The organism is Novosphingobium endophyticum (genome assembly GCF_014640675.1).
Classification (GTDB): Bacteria; Pseudomonadota; Alphaproteobacteria; order Sphingomonadales; family Sphingomonadaceae; genus Novosphingobium; species Novosphingobium endophyticum.
Genome location: NZ_BMHK01000001.1, coordinates 296,627 through 317,153 on the forward strand (window position 1 = coordinate 296,627; position 20,527 = coordinate 317,153).

General features: G+C 62.8%; 19 protein-coding genes. 10 read left to right on the top strand and 9 right to left on the bottom strand.

All coding sequences use genetic code 11. The features are described 5' to 3' along the window. Nucleotides 1–22: 22 nt before the first annotated feature. Entirely contained in the window at nt 23–676 is a 654-nt protein-coding gene (locus IEX32_RS01375) for a hypothetical protein (RefSeq protein WP_188767472.1), read from the bottom strand. 190 nt (nt 677–866) lie between these two features. Here IEX32_RS01375 and IEX32_RS01380 point away from each other — a divergent pair, with 190 nt between their 5' ends. The 5 genes from IEX32_RS01380 to IEX32_RS01400 all read left to right on the top strand — a co-directional run bounded on the left by IEX32_RS01380 (nt 867) and on the right by IEX32_RS01400 (nt 4,081). Continuing rightward, nucleotides 867–1,631, top strand: a complete 765-nt coding sequence (locus tag IEX32_RS01380; protein WP_229735775.1) for a DNA-processing protein DprA — start codon at nt 867–869, stop codon at nt 1,629–1,631. 2 nt (nt 1,632–1,633) lie between these two features. Then, on the top strand, nt 1,634–2,299 hold the full coding sequence (locus tag IEX32_RS01385) for a hypothetical protein (protein WP_188767474.1): 666 nt from the start codon (nt 1,634–1,636) through the stop codon (nt 2,297–2,299). Nucleotides 2,300–2,523: 224 nt separating this feature from the next. Beyond that, on the top strand, nt 2,524–3,072 hold the full coding sequence (locus tag IEX32_RS01390; RefSeq protein ID WP_188767476.1) for a hypothetical protein: 549 nt from the start codon (nt 2,524–2,526) through the stop codon (nt 3,070–3,072). Between the two features lie 57 nt (nt 3,073–3,129). After that, nucleotides 3,130–3,444 carry a hypothetical protein gene (locus tag IEX32_RS01395; protein WP_188767478.1) on the top strand — a complete coding sequence of 105 codons (315 nt, stop codon included), beginning with the start codon at nt 3,130–3,132 and terminating at the stop codon, nt 3,442–3,444. Between the two features lie 31 nt (nt 3,445–3,475). Then, nucleotides 3,476–4,081 carry an SOS response-associated peptidase gene (locus IEX32_RS01400; protein ID WP_188767480.1) on the top strand — a complete coding sequence of 202 codons (606 nt, stop codon included), beginning with the start codon at nt 3,476–3,478 and terminating at the stop codon, nt 4,079–4,081. Between the two features lie 50 nt (nt 4,082–4,131). Here IEX32_RS01400 and IEX32_RS01405 read toward each other — a convergent pair whose 3' ends face one another. Continuing rightward, on the bottom strand, nt 4,132–4,968 hold the full coding sequence (locus IEX32_RS01405; protein WP_188767481.1) for a hypothetical protein: 837 nt from the start codon (nt 4,966–4,968) through the stop codon (nt 4,132–4,134). After that, nucleotides 4,928–5,413, bottom strand: a complete 486-nt coding sequence (locus IEX32_RS01410; protein WP_188767483.1) for a hypothetical protein — start codon at nt 5,411–5,413, stop codon at nt 4,928–4,930. The genes IEX32_RS01405 and IEX32_RS01410 overlap by 41 nt, the downstream gene beginning before the upstream one ends. A gap of 433 nt (nt 5,414–5,846) precedes the next feature. Here IEX32_RS01410 and IEX32_RS01415 point away from each other — a divergent pair, with 433 nt between their 5' ends. Beyond that, nucleotides 5,847–6,467 carry an ATP-dependent DNA ligase gene (locus IEX32_RS01415; RefSeq protein WP_188767485.1) on the top strand — a complete coding sequence of 207 codons (621 nt, stop codon included), beginning with the start codon at nt 5,847–5,849 and terminating at the stop codon, nt 6,465–6,467. 302 nt (nt 6,468–6,769) lie between these two features. Here the strand turns inward: IEX32_RS01415 and IEX32_RS01420 are convergent, their stop codons facing one another. Then, nucleotides 6,770–10,783, bottom strand: a complete 4,014-nt coding sequence (locus IEX32_RS01420) for a hypothetical protein (protein WP_188767488.1) — start codon at nt 10,781–10,783, stop codon at nt 6,770–6,772. Between the two features lie 496 nt (nt 10,784–11,279). On the opposite strand from IEX32_RS01420, the gene IEX32_RS20885 reads away from it, so the two are divergent. Together IEX32_RS20885 and IEX32_RS01430 are read left to right on the top strand one after the other, a co-directional pair. Beyond that, on the top strand, nt 11,280–11,408 hold the full coding sequence (locus IEX32_RS20885; RefSeq protein WP_268236696.1) for a hypothetical protein: 129 nt from the start codon (nt 11,280–11,282) through the stop codon (nt 11,406–11,408). A gap of 212 nt (nt 11,409–11,620) precedes the next feature. Beyond that, nucleotides 11,621–11,917, top strand: coding sequence for a hypothetical protein (locus IEX32_RS01430; protein ID WP_188767491.1), 297 nt, complete (start codon nt 11,621–11,623; stop codon nt 11,915–11,917). 307 nt (nt 11,918–12,224) lie between these two features. On the opposite strand, the gene IEX32_RS01435 is transcribed toward IEX32_RS01430, so the two are convergent. Beyond that, nucleotides 12,225–12,653, bottom strand: coding sequence for a hypothetical protein (locus tag IEX32_RS01435; protein ID WP_188767500.1), 429 nt, complete (start codon nt 12,651–12,653; stop codon nt 12,225–12,227). Nucleotides 12,654–13,244: 591 nt separating this feature from the next. On the opposite strand from IEX32_RS01435, the gene IEX32_RS01440 reads away from it, so the two are divergent. Further along, on the top strand, nt 13,245–13,490 hold the full coding sequence (locus IEX32_RS01440; protein WP_188767502.1) for an Arm DNA-binding domain-containing protein: 246 nt from the start codon (nt 13,245–13,247) through the stop codon (nt 13,488–13,490). A gap of 8 nt (nt 13,491–13,498) precedes the next feature. After that, a complete protein-coding gene (locus IEX32_RS01445) occupies nt 13,499–14,074 on the top strand; it encodes a hypothetical protein (RefSeq protein WP_188767504.1) in 576 nt (191 codons plus the stop codon). On the opposite strand, the gene IEX32_RS01450 is transcribed toward IEX32_RS01445, so the two are convergent. The 4 genes from IEX32_RS01450 to IEX32_RS01465 all read right to left on the bottom strand — a co-directional run. Further along, nucleotides 14,025–16,616, bottom strand: coding sequence for a cation-translocating P-type ATPase (locus IEX32_RS01450; RefSeq protein ID WP_188767506.1), 2,592 nt, complete (start codon nt 16,614–16,616; stop codon nt 14,025–14,027). The two genes, IEX32_RS01445 and IEX32_RS01450, sit on opposite strands and share 50 nt — an antisense overlap. A gap of 203 nt (nt 16,617–16,819) precedes the next feature. Continuing rightward, nucleotides 16,820–18,592, bottom strand: a complete 1,773-nt coding sequence (locus tag IEX32_RS01455; RefSeq protein ID WP_188767508.1) for a SulP family inorganic anion transporter — start codon at nt 18,590–18,592, stop codon at nt 16,820–16,822. Nucleotide 18,593: 1 nt separating this feature from the next. After that, a complete protein-coding gene (locus IEX32_RS01460) occupies nt 18,594–20,171 on the bottom strand; it encodes a bifunctional protein tyrosine phosphatase family protein/NAD(P)/FAD-dependent oxidoreductase (protein WP_188767517.1) in 1,578 nt (525 codons plus the stop codon). Between the two features lie 6 nt (nt 20,172–20,177). Further along, the coding region (locus tag IEX32_RS01465; protein WP_188767519.1) for a DUF6691 family protein at nt 20,178–20,527 on the bottom strand (350 nt) is incomplete at its 5' end.

Consider the following 20,527-nt stretch of genomic DNA (forward strand, 5'->3'; position numbering starts at 1 on the left):
CTCTTTCATTTGCTGGCGACCATCATTTTCCCCGCTTCGCAGCGGTGGGCCGTCCCTGGTGCATGCCGCGGCTGTCGAACTCTCGCCTGAGCTCGTCAACATTCGTTTCGAGGTAATGGGCATGGGCCGACAACGCATGCACATGCTTATCAATCTTCCGCATCTCTTCGATGAGCTGGCTTGGCGCAAAGAACCCATAACTGGACTCGTAAGCATCGGCGTTATGGCCATGGCGTCGCTCGCCCTCTCGAGCATTTTTCGATAGAATGATCATCGCATCCTCGTCCGGAAATCGACGAACGGCCCAATGGGCAAAGGCGTGCCGCTGCACGCGGTGCATTTCCATGATATCGGATGCCCGCTCCAACTGATCCTTGACTTCACCGGCCCAGAGCAACCCCGCTGCCTCCCTCAATTTCGGGAACACTTGGGCATCCTGGAGCATGGAACCATTTCTTTTGGTGGCATCGAAAGCCGCCTCGCGAATGGCGTCGATTGTGCGACGAGCGCAGAAATCCGCGAAGCAATAGGTTTGGATGAGCTTTCCGATCATCCGATAGTCGTCGTCAGTGGGCTCAATGGTTGCCTCAAGAAAGCCGTCGGGATCAGCGTCGAATGCGGCATGCAACTGCTGAAGGCGCGCGAACGCGGCGGTTGGTTTGGCGTGTGCTTCCATCGCGAGATACTGCCAAAGGAGCTGACGCGGCGAAAGTACAGCAAGGCCCCAAACGGGACCTAGCGGCGTAGCCCCCTTTTTCGAGGACAGTACGCGGCATTATGGGCCACGATCGTGGGCTTCTGCTCTACCAAGTTTGGATTATAATGACATTGGGTCTACGAATTCGTTCCGCGATTCGAGGGGGAACATGGGCGCGCATGCCATGGTAGTCGAGGCGAAGGGACGACCGAAACGATCCCGCTACACGCCGCCCAGCGACGTATTTCGAACCGATCTTCGGCAGATCCTGGGCATGTCAAACCGGGGACAGCTTGAGGCAAAACAGCTTAACTTCTTGGATCAGGGCGAAGGAGCCAGCGCTCGGCCGCTGACAATCTGGTGCGCAGGCGATCGTGAACTTCTGAGACGACCGGCAATCGCGGTTATCGGCACTCGCAAAGTGACGGAAAAAGGCCGCAAGAGGGCCAACCGGTTTGCACGCGAACTCGTTGAAAGGGGCGTCGTCGTCGTCTCTGGCCTTGCGGCCGGTGTGGATGCCACGGCGCTCAGTTCTGCCATCCGCAATAACGGAAGTGTCATCGCGGTAATAGGAACTCCGATCGACAAGGCATATCCCGCGCAGAACGCTGAATTACAGGAGCTCATCTACCGCCGTCACCTGCTCCTAACCCAGTTTAATGTGGGCGAACGAACATTCCCTTCCAACTTTCCGGCGCGCAATCGGACGATGGCGGCCATCTCCGATGCTAGCGTGATCATCGAGGCTTCTGAAACGTCGGGGACACTTCACCAAGCGGCAGAATGTGTCAGGTTGGGGCGATGGCTCGGAATCACCAGAGCCGTCGTTGATGACGAAACCCTCACATGGCCAGCAAAATTTCTAAATTACGAAAAGTGCATAGTCTTGGATGACACTGCAGACTTGCTTCGACGCGTCTACGAGGGGGTATAGACGTGAATTTGCACGGCATTGTTTATTATCGCGGCAAGAAGACAGACGCTTGGGATGACCAGTGGCGGGGCGAGGATTACTCGGCCCGTAACCTAGTGAAAGGACTGAAGGGCCTAACCTTCAACGGAAGTTCGACAGTCACCGTCGGAAGTACCTCTTACTCTATATCAGACACCGTTGAGGGCCGAGCGAACGCGCTTACCGTGGCCAGTATTGTCATCGCTGGAAAAATCTACGGCGCGGGCTACAAAGAAGTGGCAATTGTTCCGGTGCCCTCCTCATCGCACACAGATCCGAGTGGGATGTTTGTGGGCCGCAGAATTGCGGACGCAATACAGTCACTGACGGACGGAAAGTATACGTCATCACCTGTGTTATATTTTCATGAAGCGATGCCGAAGAGTGCTGGAGGGGGCACACGCAACCCGTACCTCATACAGGCCAACCTGCGATTTGATGGCGGCCAATCCCTTCCAGCATCTGCCGTTCTAATCGATGATGTCTGCACAACCGGCGCTCACCTGAAAGCCGCGCAACGATTTTTGTCAGCGCTGGGGCTTCAGGTGGCGGACTCATTCGTAGTGGGAAGAACCGCTCGTGAGCGTCCAAATTCAATGTTCAAAGTGGACATTGAAGAGATCGACACGTCACCTGGACTATTCGGGTAATGCACTAGCTAGCGATGATGTGGGCGAGCGGAAATGCCATGCAGTGTAAAGTCTGCACAAGATCAGACATGGCGAAGGCACACCTATTTCCACGAGCGCTAGCGCACGACATGAGGCGGTCCGAGCGCCACTTGCATGTGCTGGATAGGGACGCGCAGGAGGTCAAGTTTTCCCAATCCGGATTGCACGATTCCGAACTTCTGTGCGCCGGGTGCGAGAGCAAGTTGAACATCGGCGATGACTACGCCATTCGTTGGATTAGAAAGTTCGAGCGGCACGCGAGCCCAATTTTCAACGGCCGCGCGTACGAGGTACTCAACCCGCATCCCCAGAGACTCGCCCTTTTCGTCTCGTCGGTTCTCTGGAAATGCGCGGCATCCCAGGTGACCTCCAAGGATCTGGACCTCGGCCCGTGGGAATATCAACTGCGAAACGGGGTTTTCGATTCATCGGGATTTGAACCGTCATTCTTTGTCGCTCGAAAAAGGTGGCTAGTTGGAGGAAAGCAACTCGGCTCAGTTGCAATCTTACCTTACCATGCACCAGCATGGGGCAGGCGCTCGTATGCGTTCGAGATTGGGGATTTCCTTTGGGGTGTAAAGTTGGACCGACGGCGATCCCACGCCCCGGGCCTTTTCGATGGCCCGCTGAAGGCGACCGGCAACACCAACCTTATTGTCTTGAATCTAGGCGAAGTCGAGATCGGCGATGATGATAGTGTTCTTGGCATTTTCGCCGCTGCCGAGGCGATACGTTGCGCCGCGGGCAGCTAGCTGCGTGGTTTTGCGGCGGCTTGATGCGACTCCGATGTTCCATGTACGTTCTCACCCATGGTCCGCCGCAGCACCCCACAGAAGAAGATCGATGACCGCGCCTTTCCGGTGCGCATCCTGGTCCGCGTGCCCCGGTTCGGCTTTGGGCAACAATACGACGAGATCCACGCCTGGCTGAAAAACGAGATCGGCCGCGGCGAATACGCCGACCATTCCTTTCGTACTCCGCCTCGGGATGCCGTCGGCTTCTACTTTCGCAGGATCGAGGACGCGCAACGGTTCGTCGCGGCGTTTCCGTCACTGGAGTTGTCCGACGAAACGGCGGGAGCGGGGTACACTTCTCCCTACCGAGGGAGGCTCCCAAACAATTGACTCCGCAGCGCCTGCGGGCAAACCTCGCGCGGTGTGCAACCTTTATCGCCTCACGCCCGGCCCGGCAGAGATCGCGAGACTATTCGGAACGCCGCTTCCGGAGAGCCTGAATACGCCGGGCGAGATCTACCCTGGCTATCCCGGTCTGGTCGTCGCTGGCGGCATGCTGCGTGCCATGACGTGGGGCTTCCCGTTGGTCCAAAGGAGCAAGAGGACGGGACAGCCGCTCAAGCCCAAGCCCGTGAACAACGCGCGCGCGGACAAGCTCGCCAGCGCCTTCTGGCGCTCGAGCTTCGAGGCGCGTCGTTGCCTCGTACCGATGAGCGCATTTGCCGAAGCCGAGGGCCCCAAGGGGCACATGACCAGGACATGGCTCTCGCTGCCAGATCGGCCAGTGTTCGCCTGTGCCGGCGTTTGGCGCGATAGTGCCGAATGGGGTCCGGTGTACTCGCTGGTGATGACAGATGCCGCGGAGACGACGGCCGAAGTGCACGACCGCGTGCCGGTGATCTTGTCGACAGAGGACGAGGCCCGATGGATCGCCGGTGCGCCTGCGGAGGCGCTGGACCTATGCCGCCCATGGGCTGGTGACATCACGATCGAGCGGACAAGTGAAAGTTGGGTTCGCAGCCATTAGGCAAATGGGCGAGCGTTAAAGCGACTCCGACGATATTCCGGCGCCCAACGTCACACCCTTTGTGCCCCAGTTCGGAGTTCGTCCTCAGGGTCAACTAGCCCGGATTGCACCGTAACCGGCTCCCCGACCCGCGCCGAGACCATAGCAAACCATGGAAGCATGATGCGTTGCATGAAGCCTTCCGGCAATCCGGGCATTGTTTCACGCGACGCAGGCCGAACTTCGAGGCGCTTCGTAGGCGGCCCCGGTTCGGTCCAGCTTTCCACAAACAGGAAGGCATTCAGCGATCGGTATTCACCTGGCTTCACCGAATGAGCGACGATTTCCCTGAGTTCTTTCGCGCCGACGGCAAAGTTTCCTGGCGTCACGAACACACAGAGGCCTCGAGGTTGGTCGAAGCCCAGAGCTGTCGCCGTACTGCGGACTTGAGCGTTTGCATGCGCCACTTCGCGACGCACGCGATTCCCGAGATTTTTCAGAAGATCCCGAGCGACGTCCCACTGGAGATCCGGCAACCAAACCTTCTTCCTCCCAAAGAGGACCGGCGCCGCACCCTTCGCGGCCCACTCATTGAGAATTTCCCCAGCACGAATCTGCACTGCCCGATCGTTACCCCTATCAGTCGTGATGGATTTGACCTCGATGACGATCTGATCGTCAGGAAATGCGATGTCAGCCACGCGCCCGCTGTGCCCTGATATCAGTTGCTCACAAGGGCGGCCCCCGGCGCGGCACAGCGAGGTGCACATCAGGTCGTGCAGTTCATCCGGACTGAATGTTGCCGTCAAATCAGATTCCTCTGCATCGCCCCGAGACCGCGCCTCTCGCACCCTTTGGCCCAGCTCATCATTGCGGATGGCAGGACTTGCCTTCGTACTGGTGGCCATGGAGCACATATGCCTTTCCGTTCCACCGCTCGACGGGAAAGCAGAAGCCGGGTCCACCGATCTCGATGTCTGGCCAGCCGCCGACGCCCTTCGTGGCAAGGAAGCTCGGAATGCCTATTCCGCCGGTGATGTTCTTCCACGTGCCGTCGGCCTGCTTGCTGACGATCGTATAGCCGGTGCCCGTCATGCCGAAGCAATAGGTGCCACCCTCGGTGATTACAGCCTCGGGGCGCCCATCGCCGTTGAGATCGCGAATCGTCTCGATTTGCCCAGGCGAATAGCTGGGCGTTCCCGGATCGCCGCAAGCGGACCACTTCCCGGCCGCAAACTTGAAGCCGGCGGCACGGAATGCCGCAGCGCGATCTTTGGGCGTGAGGGTCGATTGGGCCAACGCCGGTGACGCGAGCAGAACCATGGACACAGCAAGAGTGAGGTGATTCCGCATGCCATCCTCCGTGACCGTTGCAGGGGCTTCATAGCATGACGGCGGAATTTCGCGGAAGCGCCAATGCGCGCGGGGCCAATGGACATGACCGACACCCCGGAAAACTCACTCTTCTAACTGTTTCAAACGCTTAGAACCACCTCAGCCAGAAACTTTGCGGTGCCTCAGCGCTAGTGCAGAATACATCTGCTAGATAGGACCCGCGTTTTTCCGTAGATAATTCCATACTCTGGCGTATATTCGGGCGCATTTTCCGATAACGGTCGTGCGTACATATCAGGACGTTGTCTAAATTGATGATATCTACATTATGATGCTTAACTCGTGCCTGACATATTCTTATGGATACTAAACGCCGGACCCGCCGCGATATCACGAAGGTGAAGATGTGAGCACTGCCCTTTGCCAGCTCGCCCAGGACTACCTCGGCATCATGCCCGCCGGCGGAATGTTGGGGGAGGTCAAAATTAATGGATGGAGATGCCTCTACTTCCGCGGCATCGACGGGCAGCCCCGATTATGGTCGCGCAACGGGATACCCCTCGAAGGCGCGGACCATATCCTCCACCGTCTGCGCCTCATCGAGGAAGCTGCCGGAGAGCCGATCATGCTCGACGGGGAAATTCAGGTCGACGGCACCTTGGCCGCTACCAAGGCATGGTTCGAGCGGGGCTGGAAACGCGGCGGCGAAGCTGGCGTGCTCCATCTATTCGACGCAATGCCGTTGCCTGCATGGCGTGCCGGAGGATGGGAGCGGCCGCTACTTGAACGCAAGGAATGGCTCAGGACTATCGTTGGCGCCGTCGATGAGCCTTGGGACTGGCGCCCCCGAAGCGCTGGGCGAGACGATCCCGAGTGCGTGCAGGTCATGACCGACACGTGGATCTTCGATGAGGCACACGCGATCCAGGAATCGTACCGCGTTTGGGCCATCGGGGGCGAAGGCATCGTCTTGAAAGACCCTGCATCTCCATATCGTCGCTTGCGCTGCAGTGCGTGGCAGAAATGCAAACAGGAGAACATGAGCAAGTTGGTTGGGTGCAAGGCTGCGTAAGCAAATTCACGTCTGCGCGATCGCGCGCTATCGGAAAGGCCTAAGGGCGGCTGAATGACCAAAATGTTGCCGGCTGCGGACTGGCTGCTTTTGATCGCTTGAGCTCAAAAGCCGACATCGTCGCAATTGGAGATCGAATGGATTCAACTGGCCGTTAGTAGTCTGACAGCCTTCGATTCTTTGCGAAAGGCGGACACTGCGTTTCCACAGAATTTACCGGCTGCGCGGCGTGACGAGGGGTCGGGCGGTAGGTCAGACTACGGTCTACCTTCCGGCCCGGCGGACGCTCACCGGCTTCGCGTTCATTCGGCCATTCGGCCCAGCGCTGTGGCTGCGAACCTCCTGGTTTCGATTGACACCGCGTTACTCGCAGCCGCGATCACTGCGCGTACTCGGTTCCAACCGATCGTTCCGCTTGTCGCGGCCGCCCGTATGGCTGGCACCGAGAGCCGGGGGATGACGAGCTGGGCCGGGCTGTCGCAACGGTCGAGCCATTGTTCGGTGACCATTATCGCGGCCGCGGCCGCCGTCATCTCGTTGATGAGCGGGTGGCGCAGGTAGTTGCCCCAGAGAGCGTGGCAGATGAGAAGCTGGTCCGGCGACAGGCGTTGGCGCACGACGGCGGCGAGCGCGCCGACGACGTGCTGTTCCCAGGTCGGCGGCGTCGGGAACAGGTGCGTCCAGGGTGAGGGCTCGATCGTCAGCATCCGCTCGGACCAGTCGACGAGGTCGCGGGTGGACTGGAAGGTCTCATCCGCCGGCATCGTTTCCCTCCATGCCTGGAACGGCACGCGGTCCAGCTCGCCGCGTGACGCCATGGCGAAGAGCGCGGCGATGATCCTGGCGCGGACGAACTCGAGCTGGTCGGCGGAGGGCACCGGGGCCGCGGCCAGATCAAAGAGCCGGTTGGGATCCCCGGTTCCGCCCCCCTTGGCCGCGATCGCGGTGACCTGCGCGACGGCGTCGGCGACTACGCCGGAGACGTCGGTGCGCCTGACGTCGAGCTCGAACAGGAGCGTGCCCGAAACGCACTTGAGGAGCAGGTTGGACGAGTGCCTGATCCTGTCCTGCAGCCTGAACGCGACCGCGGGAACCGGACTGGTTCCGGCATCCAGGGCGGCGACGTTGTGCAGCACGATGTCGAGCGGGGCTGCGGTGGCCTTCATCCAGTCGAACGGCTCGAGCGAGCTGCACATCCCGACCGCCTTGGACATCGCGGCGGGATCGAGTGGCGTCTCGCCGCTGAAGTCCGCGAGGATCATCTTCGCCGCCTCGTTGACCCGCTGCCAGGTCGACAGCGTCGGCTCCCCCGGCTCATCGGTCGCGTCGAACATCGGCGCGGCCGCGCTGGTCAGTGCCTCGACCGCCTCGTCCGTGCGCCCGGCGAGCTGCAGCGACAGGGCGAGATCGCCTCTCAGGCCCATCAGGCGAGCCGGCGCCTGGAGCGAGGCGTCGGCCGCCAGGGCGCGGCGGAACAGCGTCGCGCTCTGGTCCCAGTCCTGGATCCTCGCCGCAGCGACGGCGGCGTCGCGTGCGGCGTCGACGAGGTCCGGGTCGGAGTTGTCGAAGCGCGGCAGTGCGTCGTCGTAGATCGCGAGACCTTCCGCCTCTCGGCCACTGCGCCAGAGCACCTTCGCCTTGGCGGCGAGCAGGCGCGGGGCGTCGCCGAGGTCGGCGAGGAGACGGTCGGCCGCCGCCTCCGCCGCGGCCGGGTCCTTCAGGTTCTCGTCGATCACCCTGACGAGTAGCGTTGCGGCGGCGGTCGCCAGCGGGATGGCGCCGTGCTTCCGCGCCGCGGCCACGAGCCGCTCGAGTGTGGCCGACAGGAACGGCCAGCGCGGCGGCGTCCGGCGGATCTCAGTGATCCAGACCCTGGTGAGCGCTATGCTGCCGAAGCCCGGCATCGATCCGAGGCCGGAGAGGAGCAGCTGGGCGTCTGACGGCGAGAGCGCGTCCAGTTCGTTCAACACGCAGTCGAGACCATCGGCGTCGTGGATGGCCGCGAGGGCGCCGAACGCGGCGAGCGTGTCGCCTGGGGGCCAGTCGTGGCCCTCGGATTCCACGCCGGCCGCGGCCATGCGCGCTGGCAGCGCCGCTCGGATGCGTTCCGCGACCCGTGCGAACCGCAGGGCGTGACGGACCCGCGTCACAGGATCGAGCGCCAGGTCCTCGTTCTGGATGGCCTGCCACAGGAGTAGCAGGACGAAGAAGTCGGCGTCCTCGCCGGCGTCCGCCGACTCCTCGATCGCCCGCTCCAGCACGGCGCGCGCCTCGGCCTCGTCTCGCTCGGCGGCGATCCTGAACTGAAGGATACGAAAAATGGCGAGGTCGACCGGGTCGCGGAAGGGGGCGCTTAGCGACGCCTCGACGCCGACGCGCGCGAAGATGCCGGCGGATTCGCCGACCTGCTTCCACACCTCCGAGGAGGCCTGGAGCAGGCTGGGCATGATGCGCACCAGGGGTCTGGCCGTCTCGCCGATGACACAGTGGAGTAGGATGCTCGAGACGTCGGTGGCGGTGAGGCTGCGGGCATCGACGTACGCCTCCGCGATGTCGGCGTGCATTCCGGTCGCCCAGCGTTGGCCCCGGCTCTCGACGCCGAGGTCCCTAAGCAGCGGCGATGCGCGCAGGTCCGTGGACGCGGTCAGCTCGAGCCACGGCCCGGCTAGGCGGTCGAGCACGTCCCCGGGCGACTCGATCGGTGGTTCAATCGCGGCGACACGGAGCAGCCGGCTGCGCGGCTGCCGTCCCGACATCAAGCTAATACGGCAAAGCATCTCGCGATGCGCGCCCGGCAGCGAAGAGACCATGCGCCGCGCCTCCTTCCGCACGTTCACCGCGTCCTCGGACGTCTGGGTCAGGTCGGTGTAGGAGGGCTTGGGGAAGCCCGCCTGTTCGAGCGCCGCAACCCGCGCGTTGACCAACTGGGGGTGCCCGCCCGTAGTCGCCCATATCAGCTTGGACCAAGAATTTGCCCGTTCCCGCGGGCAGCCTTGCTCTAGCAAGTAGCGATCGATCTCGTCGTCCTCGATCGGTGGGGCCTGCAGTTGCTGCCGCCGGTCGAGGCCCAGCGCCGTCGCGAGGCGCGGCGGGAGGGGCTGGGATGAGGTGACAACGAGTACGCTCGTATGCCTGCGGAGCGTTGCGTTCAGGTCGGCGAGCGCGGCTTCGAGCGGTCGCGGATCGTCGCCCGGCTCCAGGTCGTCGAGGACGACCGTCATGCCGCCGGAAGACGAGGCGACCGCCGCCACTGCGCGGATCCTGCCCGCGGCAATGACGGCGTCCGCGTCGCGCAGGTTGATCCAACCGGCCCGTCCCGCTTCCCGGGCGACGTCGGCCGCGAGGTCGGTCTTGCCCATGCCGGTCCCGCCGTGGACGACGACGGCTCCGGCCGCGAGGCGCCCGGCGATCGTCGCCTTTAGCGTTGGACGATCCAAGTGACGGGGCGGCCGCTGCGGCGGCGCCTCCACCAGGGTGGCGGCGGTGATGGCGGTCGAGCCGCCACCGCCGGGCGCCAGAGCGGCCAGCAGTCCGACGAGCTGCTCGGTGGGGATGGAGGTGCGGCCCGCTTGGTCGACGATCCGAAGGAGGTCGCCGCGCCGGAGCGGCTCCCGCTTGGCGTCGGTGGCCACCGTCCAGACGTGCCGATGCAACGCGTCGAGGGCCCTGACCGCGTCCGCGGTGGACAGGTTGCGCGTCTCGCCCAGCTCGATAAGCTGCACCTCAAGCCGGGCGGTCAGCGAGATAATGTCACCCTGGCCGGTCACCCACTCGATCGGATCGACGATGCGCTTGATGAACTCCGCCGTGGTGGCGGACGCGATCCACTTCTTCGGCTTCTCCGCAAGGCCTGGAATGGTGGCGAGAAAGGTTCGGATCGCTTCGGCGGCGGCTTTCGCTGCCTTCGACTGCGGGTTCCGTCGCACTTCTTCCCAGGCTTCCAGCGCCGGTCTGCCCAGGGCCATCGGATCGCCCTTCTCCATCCCGGCGCTAGAGGTAGTCAGGAACCGGAAGCGGATCGCAACGCCATCGTTTCGCGCTTGGTGATCGAACAGGTTCCCGATCGCCTCGATCGCGCCGATGCTCCGCAGTGTGACGCTGCCGGACCCCGAGGTGTCCTTAACCTGCTCGACGAGGGCGCCGTCCGGCGAGATCCGGTCCAAGTCCTCGGCGCCCTCGATGACGAGGATCTCGCCAATTGGCAGTACCAGCCACGCCTCGATCGTGCGCAGGATCTGGTACGAGTAGCCACGCAGGGCCGGCGTGGCGTCGCGCTCCGGATCGTTCACGAGGGGGGACAGCGTCGGGTCGGTCAACTTACTCGGGCCTGGATCGCCCCGGGCCCCCGTGGCGTCGATGTGTTGTCGCTTTCGGCGCTCACCGAGGGCGATCGCACGTAAGATGATCCATGCAGGCCCTCTGTTCAAGTGACCGGGGCCACCGCGTCTTGGCTCGCAGCGATTTGAGGGATCGCGGTCGCCGGCGGGCCTCATCTTGGGCATTATTGCCGCGACGCAGAGGTGGACGCGACGATGGGCACGAGCGAAAGACCGCTTTCGGGGTTGCTGAAAACGCAATCTTACGGCTGGGACGGGCGCAAATTGTATATAGCCGCCATCACGGCCACTGATCGAATTTGTCCCTCTTCCGAACGGGCCGCGCCCGCGTTGTAGTGCTACGACATCGCATTTCAGGGCAACACATGGCCAGCCAGTGCATTGCGTTTCGCGATTCCAAAGACGGACTCCACGCCAGTCTCGAGGAGGCTAAGATCAAATTGCGGTCCTCGGCCGCGTCGGCGACGAAGGCGGGATGACCGCCGGCGTTGCCAAGCTCATCCTCGACAAGCGCCAGGAGATCGAGCGGATATTCGCCGAGCATGACGAGTTGGTTGGCGCGGCCCAGGACGGTGACAACGTGGAACGGCTTCACGTCGCCTGAGCAGATAACCTACGCAGTAAGGGCCGTTTCCATCGAGCGGCCCGCAAAGCGCCTGGCAAACAGCAAGAACAGCAGACGTCATTCAAATAGTCGAGTGATCGAGCGGAAAGTTGCGGCAGTCAGTGCCGCGTAGCGCTACAATCTTGTAGCGTTCGGTTCGATGGCCAGTATAACTTTCCCCGGCTCGAATCGGTGAGCTTGATGGGGGTATCATGAATAAATCACGTCGCGTGGTCTTCTCGGCCATTATTGCAGCCACGATCGGATTGCTGCCAGCTTCTGCATTCGCACAATCGGCAACACCAGAAGAAGTCTGGCAGAGCGGAGTGCGTTACCTGAAAGTAACCAATACGTCTGGCATGAACACTCCGGCAACGAAGCTGTACTGCAGCATACTGGCGGCTGATGGAAGCTGGGCCTCGCTCTATCTCACTCCCGGACAGTACATTTACAAAGCGATTCATCCAGCAATGGCTGCTCAGTGGAATTGCACTCCGGTTCCCTGGTGAGTTTATCAGTCCCGACCCGGTGAGCGAGACCACCTTCCACGGGTGGTCTGCTCACGTGTCTCTGCCGGAAAGCGGAAAGGGCCGCTCCTTTCGAAGCGGCCCCCTAACCGGCCCTACTTGATCGCTGGCCTATCCGACTTGCGGTTGGCGCGCATTCGACACCTCGCTCGGTCTGGCTCGGGACGCTGGCGAGGGAAGCCCGCTCGCGGTCGATCATCGTCATACCCCTGGGCCGCGAGACTAGCAACGGTCTGGCGGCGCCTTGTGCTTCGTGGGCAATCATCGCTGATGACACCCTGCGCCGCGATCAATGCGCGGCCGAGCCACCACACCGGCGCCGCAACTCATCTCGCTGCGTCCGCAGGACGGTCACCGCAGCCTCGCCGAAGATGGCCGGGTCGTCGGCACCCATGCGGCCCGCCGCCACCTCACGCCGGACGACGCGCTGGAACTCGTCAGCATCGACCCTTTCCTGATCGTCCATCGCCTCGAAGAATGCGAATGCGCACTTGTCCGCAGCGATGGCGCCGATCAGCCCTTCGACGTCGCCACCGTCAGCCTCGGTGTGTTCCATCGCGACCCTCATGGCCGCGTCGTACATGGCGAGCAGCGCAACCCTGCTTCTTTCGTCATCAACGTCCAGGAAGAGTTCCCAGGTGCGATCTCTGGTGGCCCCCGGATTCAATGTGGCCGCCGCCACAAGACCGTCGACAAATGCTTTCACGCGCTCGTCCATGCCATTCCTCGCTGGTTGGCGCGCGAGACGATACAGGCAGGTGCGCACCGCGAGCGCATTAAAGTTGGTTCATCCTTGGGCGGCGATGGCATGTGCGACCGCATATCGGCAATGGGATAGCCGAGCGAACAGACTGTGAAAGACGACAGACCAGTTAGATTCCCTGCTCGGCATCGAACTGGCGCCGAGCGTGAGCGCCCTTCCCGCCGCAACCAAGATCTAGCTTCCGAGGCCGGCCAGACCGCTGATGGGCCCCCAAATTGCCCCACAATCCACCGGTAATGACCCTGCGGTGGAAAAAAGTTGGCCCCCAGCCTGCCCCTGAGGGGGCCAGATAGGGGGCCACCTTTTCGACGTAAATTCAAAACCATAGGAATTACGCGGTCCGTAGACTCCTTTACGATTCCGTCCCCGGGCACCATCGCCCCGCAGGGGTCCGATGGCATCCATACCCATCCACAAAAACGACGAATTTCTGCGGTTTTTCGAGCCCGATTGTCCGGTCTCGTCTCCAGCGATCCGGTTGAATCCGGAGCCTAAAGTGGTATCGATGATGGTACCGGGGGCTGATACCATCATGGAGATACCATCATGGCGCTGTCGTTCGTTGCGATAAATGCTGCAAAACCAAGGGCCAAACCTTACAAACTCAGCGACGGTGCAGGCCTCTATCTGCTGGTGACGCCGGGCGGCGGCCGCCTCTGGCGCATGAACTACCGTTTCGGCGGCAAACAGAAGACATTGGCCTTGGGCCTGTATCCCGATGTCTCGGCGCCGGGCCTATGCCCGCGGCGACCATTGGCCCGAGCGTGTGAAAATGATGCAGTTCTGGTCTGACTACTTGGATGCTCTGCGAACAGGCGGAAAAATCCTCAAGGGAAATTTCCAGCGAGCATAGGCATCAACCGCCAACAAGGCCGCCGTTCAACCTGCGCAATCTCGGCTGTCTGCTGTCGATTGTTAAGGCGTCCTCGGAGCCGGCCGCGGATTTCGCCAAGATCGCCGCCCGCAAGGCGAATGCGAGATACAATCCGATCTTCTCGCCGACTTGGTACGCGACCTGGGACGGTTTTGATCCCGTCGCCGGGATCCCGGCGCTCGCCGCTCGCCTCGCGGCGCTCGACAAACCCGCCAAGCAGACCAACCTCGCGCTCCGCTTCGGGGTGGCGCTCCTTGGCGGCCGCCAGCAGGAGGGTCGGGCCCGGCTCGCCTATCGCACCGTCGAGCACATGAAGGCTCTCTACCTGTTGATTCTGAGAGTTGACCCGGGATTGGAGTGGGCCCTTTGGGTCGGCCGGACAGACGACTGCACCCGACCGACCGTCAGAATTTCAAAAAGTGCTTGCAACGCGGGAGCCATCCACAGACGGCCTATTCAAGCAATCGGGTACCCCACAGCGGTTTCAACCGTTCGAGGATGAACAGCATGGCAACACTGGCGAGCGCAATGATCCCGATTCCCTCGGGAGCAACGCGCGCAAAATTGAACAGGTCGGCAATCGGAGAAACAAACTGCGTTGCCAGCAGGATAATGGTCACCAACCCAAAGACCGTGCCGAGCGCCGGATTAAACCTGCGCAAGGCCGCCGTTATCGAAGCGCTGAAGCGGCGGTTGATGAGGATCAAACTCGTGATTCCGAGGACGAGCGCAAGAAAGGCGGTGGAGCGGAGCTGTTCCTCGCCAATGCCGGTATCCCAGAAATACAGGGTCAGCCCCCCGGCCACGCCAAATGCAACACTGCCCTGGATAACCGACCAGCCCACCAGCCAGCGTGAAAACAACGGGGTATCCGGTCGGCGCGGGGGTCGTTCCATGACATTGCGCTCGTCCTTCTCGGCTTCGAAGGAGAGTGAACAGACCGGATCGATGATCATTTCCAGGAAGGCGATGTGGATCGGCCCCAGCAACAAGGGCATGCCGGTCAGCAGTGGAAGCAACGCAAGGCCCGCAATCGGAATGTGCACGGCAACGATGAAGCCCATTGCCTTGCGCAGATTGTCATAGATTCGCCGTCCCATGCGAATGGCCTTGACGATTGAGCCGAAGTCATCGTCAAGCAGCACGATTGCCGACGCCTCGCGGGCAACATCGGTGCCGCGCCCGCCCATGGCGATGCCGATGTGCGCCGCCTTGAGCGAAGGCGCATCGTTCACGCCGTCGCCGGTCATGGCGACGATTTCGCCGGCTTCCTTCAGCGCTTCGACGAGCCGCAGCTTCTGTTCAGGCATGATGCGCGCGCACACGCTGACGAAGCCGATGCGCTGTCGCAGTTCGTCGTCGGACATTGCCGCCAGGTCTTCGCCTGTCAGCACGTCGTCTGAATCAATTCCTGCTTTCTGGGCGATGGCGCGGGCGGTCTGCGGGTAATCACCAGTGATCATGATGATGCGGATGCCGGCTGCACGGCATTGGCGCACGGCATCTGGGACAGAAGCGCGCAGGGGATCGGCAAGGCCGACCAACCCGCGGAAGGTGAAGCCGAATTCCCGTTGCGACTTCGGTAGTTCAACACCTGCCCAGCGCGCGTCGGCTACGCCAAGAACCCGCAGCCCCTTACTGGCCATGGCGTCAATGGTGTCCTTCAGTCTCGCCTTCTCGTCTCCAGCCATGCCGCAGAGTTCGGCGATGGCTTCAGGTGCGCCTTTCGTGGCGATGATTCGTTCCTCGGCCGTGTCGCGGTTGGCCCACACATGGGACATAGCCAGCAGGGCGGAGTCGAGAGGATAGTGATAATCCAGTGTCCAGCCCGCGTCCTGCCGCGCCCTGACGGTTTCGGGCGCGAGTTCATCACCAAGTTCATGGAAGGCGACTTCCATCGGATCCACCGGCTGCTGGGCGCTGGCGAGAATGCCGAGCTCGGCCAGACGGTGGAATTCGTCTTGCAGCAGGTGTTTCTGCTGATCGTCATGCAACAGGATCCGCCCATCAGGGAGACGCAACTCGGCGATCCGCATCCGGTTCTGCGTCAGCGTACCGGTCTTGTCCGTACATAACGTCGTTGCCGCGCCCAATGTCTCGATCGCTGCCGCGCGGCGCGTCAGCACCCGATTGCGCGACATGCGCATGGCGCCCATCGCCATGAAGATGGTGAGCACCACCGGGAATTCCTCCGGCAGCATCGACATGCCGAGCGCTATCCCGGCAAGCGCGGCCTCCAGCCAGCTCCCGCGAAACAGTCCGTAAAGGATAACAACGAGCACACTGGCCGCAGCGCCCGTCACCGCAAACCACAAGACCAGCCGGCGTGTCTGCTGTCTGAGGCGTGGCGCTTCGGTTTCAAGCGTGGAGAGAACACGCCCGATGCGACCGATCTCGCTGGCAAGACCTGTTGCGGTGACAACGCAAAGCCCCGTCCCGCGCACGACCAGCGATCCTGAATAGACGAATGACAGGTCGTCTCCGCCGGGACGCACCATGGCGGTTGGCGCATCAGCCCCGCAGGCAGTTTTGCGTACGGCAACAGATTCTCCGGTCAGCAAGGATTCGTCCAGATGCAATCCGTTATTTTCAGCGATCCACCCGTCGGCGGGTACCCTGTCGCCTTCAGCGAGCACGACGAGATCGCCACGCGCCACCTCGCGCCCGGCGATGCGCTTCCTCACGCCATCGCGGATGACGAGCGCACGCGGGCTGGTCAGGTCCCGCAAAGCTTCGAGCGCCCGTTCGGTGCGACTTTCCTGGACGACAGTGATGAGGATCGAAAGCCCGGCGAAGGCGACCAGGATCAGGGCTTCCTGAAGGTCGCCCAACGCCATGTAGATCATGCCCGCACCGAGCAGCATGGCCAGCATGGGTTCGCGCAGGACGTCCACGACGATGCGCGCAAACGTGCGCTGCCCCGAATGCGGCAGCTCGTTATAACCTTCCGTCCGCAGGCGTTCGGCTGCCTCGGCGTCGCTCAACCCCGAAAACGAAGGCCCTGTGTGACTTGCCTTCTGGTCCAAGATTTCAGGATTGGTCATCACGCATGGGCCATACCAACAATCGAGAATGGATGTGTTCGATCGCCCCCTCGCTTCGGCCGCGCCCCGCGAACACAGACCAGTTAGCGCCGAGCTGGTACGACATGGAGATGCCGGAAGGGAGGTTTCCAACCAAGACCGCAGGCGCCATTCATTGAGGCAAAATTGCGCACAGGCAGGAAACAGTGCTCACAGCTGATCCATCATATCAATCCTCGTGAGAGCCAGACATCAGGGGTGCGCTGCGCGTCCTCGAGACGATCGGCGCTGGCGACAGTAGCGTCGAAAGCGGCGTTTTGCGAAAGCCAAACCTTGCCCCCAAGGTTCCCCAGAAGATGCGACCGCTCGAGCGCGTCCATTACGGGGCCCTTCACCTCCGAAAGATGCAGGTTTACCCCAGCGTCGGCAAGGCGGTGGTTGATCGCCTCGAGGCTCTCGAGAGCCGAGGCATCGATGGCGTTCACCGCCGAGCACATCAGGATAAGGTGCTGCAGCTGCGGATGCTCCGCTACCTGCTCGAGCACGAACTCCTCGAGCCAGCGCGCGTTCAGATAGGTCAGACTCTCGTCGATGCGGATGGTCAGCACCCGGGGATCGGTGAAGACCTTGTGTCGCCTGACGTTGCGAAAGTGTTCGGTTTCCGGAACTCGTCCGACGATCGCCGCATGGGGCCGCGATGCGCGCCACAAGTACAACGCAAGACTGATGCCTACACCCGCGATTACCCCAGCCTCGACCCCGGCCGCCAGCGTGACCAGAATGGTCGCGATCATCGCAGCGAAATCTGTCTGCGAGTAACGCCATATCTCGGCCGGGGTCTTCAGGTCCACGAGGCTCAGCACCGCAACGATAATCGTGGCGGCAAGCGTAGCGACCGGCAGCGCGGCCAGGAGCGGCGTCAGGAACAGGGCGGCGACGAGGATTCCGCCAGCTGTGAAGACGCCGGCGGCCGGAGTCTCGGCGCCAGCGTCGAAGTTGACGACGGACCGGGCGAAGCCGCCGGTAACGGGATAACCGCCGGTGAAGGCGGCGGCCACGTTGGCCGAGCCCAGGCCGATCAGCTCCTGATCGGGATCGATCCTCTGGCGCTTCTTCGCGGCGAGCGTCTGGGCGACCGAGACGCTTTCGACGAAGCCAATTACCGACAGAAGCAGCGCTGGCACAGCCAGTTGGCGCCACAGCTCTGCGTCGAACAACGGCAACGTGAACGGCGGCAGGCTTTGCGGAATCTCGCCAACCACCCTGACGCCTTGCGCCTCCAATCCGAGGAAGACCACGGCCAAGGTCGAGACCGCCACCGCGGCAATCGGTCCGGCCTTGGCCAGGAGGTCGGCGGGGCGAGGAGCCATTCCCGCGCGCACCAGCAGCGGCTTCAACCCCTTGCGTACCCAGAACAGGAAGGCGGTTGCGGCGACGCCGATCGCGAGCGTGGGCAGATGCGTCGAAGGCAGGACCCGGACCAGCGTCCCGATCAGCTCGGGCAACGTTTCGCCCGAAGCGGAGACGCCAAGGATGGACTTCAGCTGACTGAACGCGATGATGATGCCGCTTGCGGTGATGAACCCGGACACCACCGGGTGCGAGAGCAGGTTGGCGAGAAAGCCGAGCCGCAGCACACCCATCAGTAGCAGGATCAAGCCGGAGAGCAGCGCCAGAACGAGCGCCGCGGCGATGAACTCCGCGCTCCCGGGAGGCGCCACGCTCCCGGCGGCGGTCAGCGTCATCAGCGAGATCACCGCGACCGGCCCGACCGCGAGCGCGCGGCTGGTGCCGAAGATAGCATAGGCGATCAGCGGCGCGATCGAGGCGTAGAGACCGATCTGGGGTGGAAGGCCGGCGAGCATCGCATAGGCGAGGCTCTGCGGAATGAGCATGACGGTGACAATCGCCGCCGCGACGAGATCGCTTGTCAGCGTCGAACGGTCATAACCGCGCGCCCAGCCCAGCAGCGGCAGATAGCGAGCGCCCCACCCCATCTCAGCGGTCGATCAGGTGCGGTTTGACCATCCACTCGCGCCCCTTGAGCATGCCGTGCCAGTAGACCGGCGGCAGGATCGTGTCCTTGAGCAGCCAGGAGAGGCGCGACGGCCGCGTTCCGTCAATCAACCAGGTGGGGAAGCTCGGCAGCGGCTTGCCGCCATACCCGAACTCTGCGAGCACGATCTTGCCCTTCTCGACCGTGAGCGGACAACTGCCATAGCCGTCGTAATCGGCGACGGGCTCCCGACCCGCGAGCGCTGCCAGGGCGTTCACTGCCACCACCGGCGCCTGCTTGCGGGCCGCCGCCGCGGTCTTGGCGTTCGAGGCGGAGCACGCGTCCCCGAGGGCAAAGACGTTGGGGTAGCGGGGATGGCGCAGCGTCGCTTCGTCCACCTCGACGAAGCCGGACGGCGCCGCCAGAGGACTGGACCGGACAAAATCGGGCGCGGTCTGCGGCGGGACGACATGGATCATGTCGAACCGTTCTTCGACCTGCGTGAGCTCGTCCCCGCGCTTTTGCTCGAATGTGGCGACCTTCGCCGGGCCGTCGATCGAGACGAGCCGTGACTCAAGGTTCAGATGCGCTCCGTAGCGCTCGACGTACTCCATCAGTGCCGGCACGTAGACCGGCACGCCGAACAGCGCTGCACCCGCGGTGTGGAACTGAACGTCGATGCCCTTGAGAACTCCGGCGCGCTCCCAAATGCTGCAAGACAGGTACATCGCCTTCTGCGGTGCGCCGGCGCACTTGATCGGCATGACCGGCTGGGTGAACAGCGCCCGTCCACCTTTGAGTTCCTTCACCAGGCGGCAGGTGTAAGCCGCGAACTCGTAGCTGTAGTTCGAAGTGACGCCGTTGCGGCCGAGAGTGTCCCGCAGTCCCGGAATGGCGTCCCAGTCGAGCTTGATCCCCGGACAGGCGATCAGCACGCGGTAAGACACGCTGCCGCCATCGCATAGCAGCACCTTGTTCTCGTCGGGGGCGAACCCGCTGGCAGACGCCTTGATCCAAGTCGCGCCTTGCGGGATCAACTGTGCCTCCGCGCGCCGGGTTGATTCCAGGTTGAATATGTCGGCGCCCACCATCGTCCAGCCGGGCTGGTAGTAGTGGACCTCGCTCGGCTCGATGATCGCCAGGCTGAGCCTGGAGTTGCGCTTGAGAATGCTGGCCGCGGTGGCGATCCCCGCGCTGCCCCCGCCGACGATAACGATATCGTAGCTGCCGCTGTCGGCGCTCTGCGGGGCCAAAGCGCCTGCCATTTCCGCCAGCTTCTTGGAACGCGCGCCCGAGCGGCAGTAGGCCAGAACCGGCCCCGGCAGCTCGTCGAGAGCGCGGCTCATGGCGCGTCCATCCTGGTCGGTGATGGAGCCCGACACGGCCGGAATGTGCGCAAAGGACAAGCCGGCGCGCCTTGCCGCTGCGCCGATTTGATTGGCGGTCGGTTGCCCCTGCTCTTCCCCGTCAGGCCGGTTGCAGACGATTGATCGGAAACCGGCGGCCGCAATCTCCGCAACCTCGTCCGGGCGGATCTGGGGAGACGTGCTCAGGCGGTATGTCAGCTTGGTGAGTTCCATGACGCGTTACTCCGGAACCGTTTGGCGACGCCGTGGCATGAGGCTGGTGAACTGCTGAGCGGCCATGCCCGCGAGCATGGCAAGAACGAACGGCAGGACGCTGAGGGGGGAAAGCGCCAGCGAAGCGACTGCCGGACCCGGGCAAAGGCCGGCGATGCCCCAGCCGATCCCGAACAGGATCGAGCCGGCGATCAAGCGTACGTCGAGATCGTTGCGGTCCGGCAGCGAAAACCGCTCGGCGAAGATCGGCGTCCCCATGCGATTGCGCATGCGCCATGCCACCGCCATTACGAGCACGGCGCCGCCCATGACGAAAACCAGCGTCGGATCCCAGGCGCCGAACACGTCGAGGAACC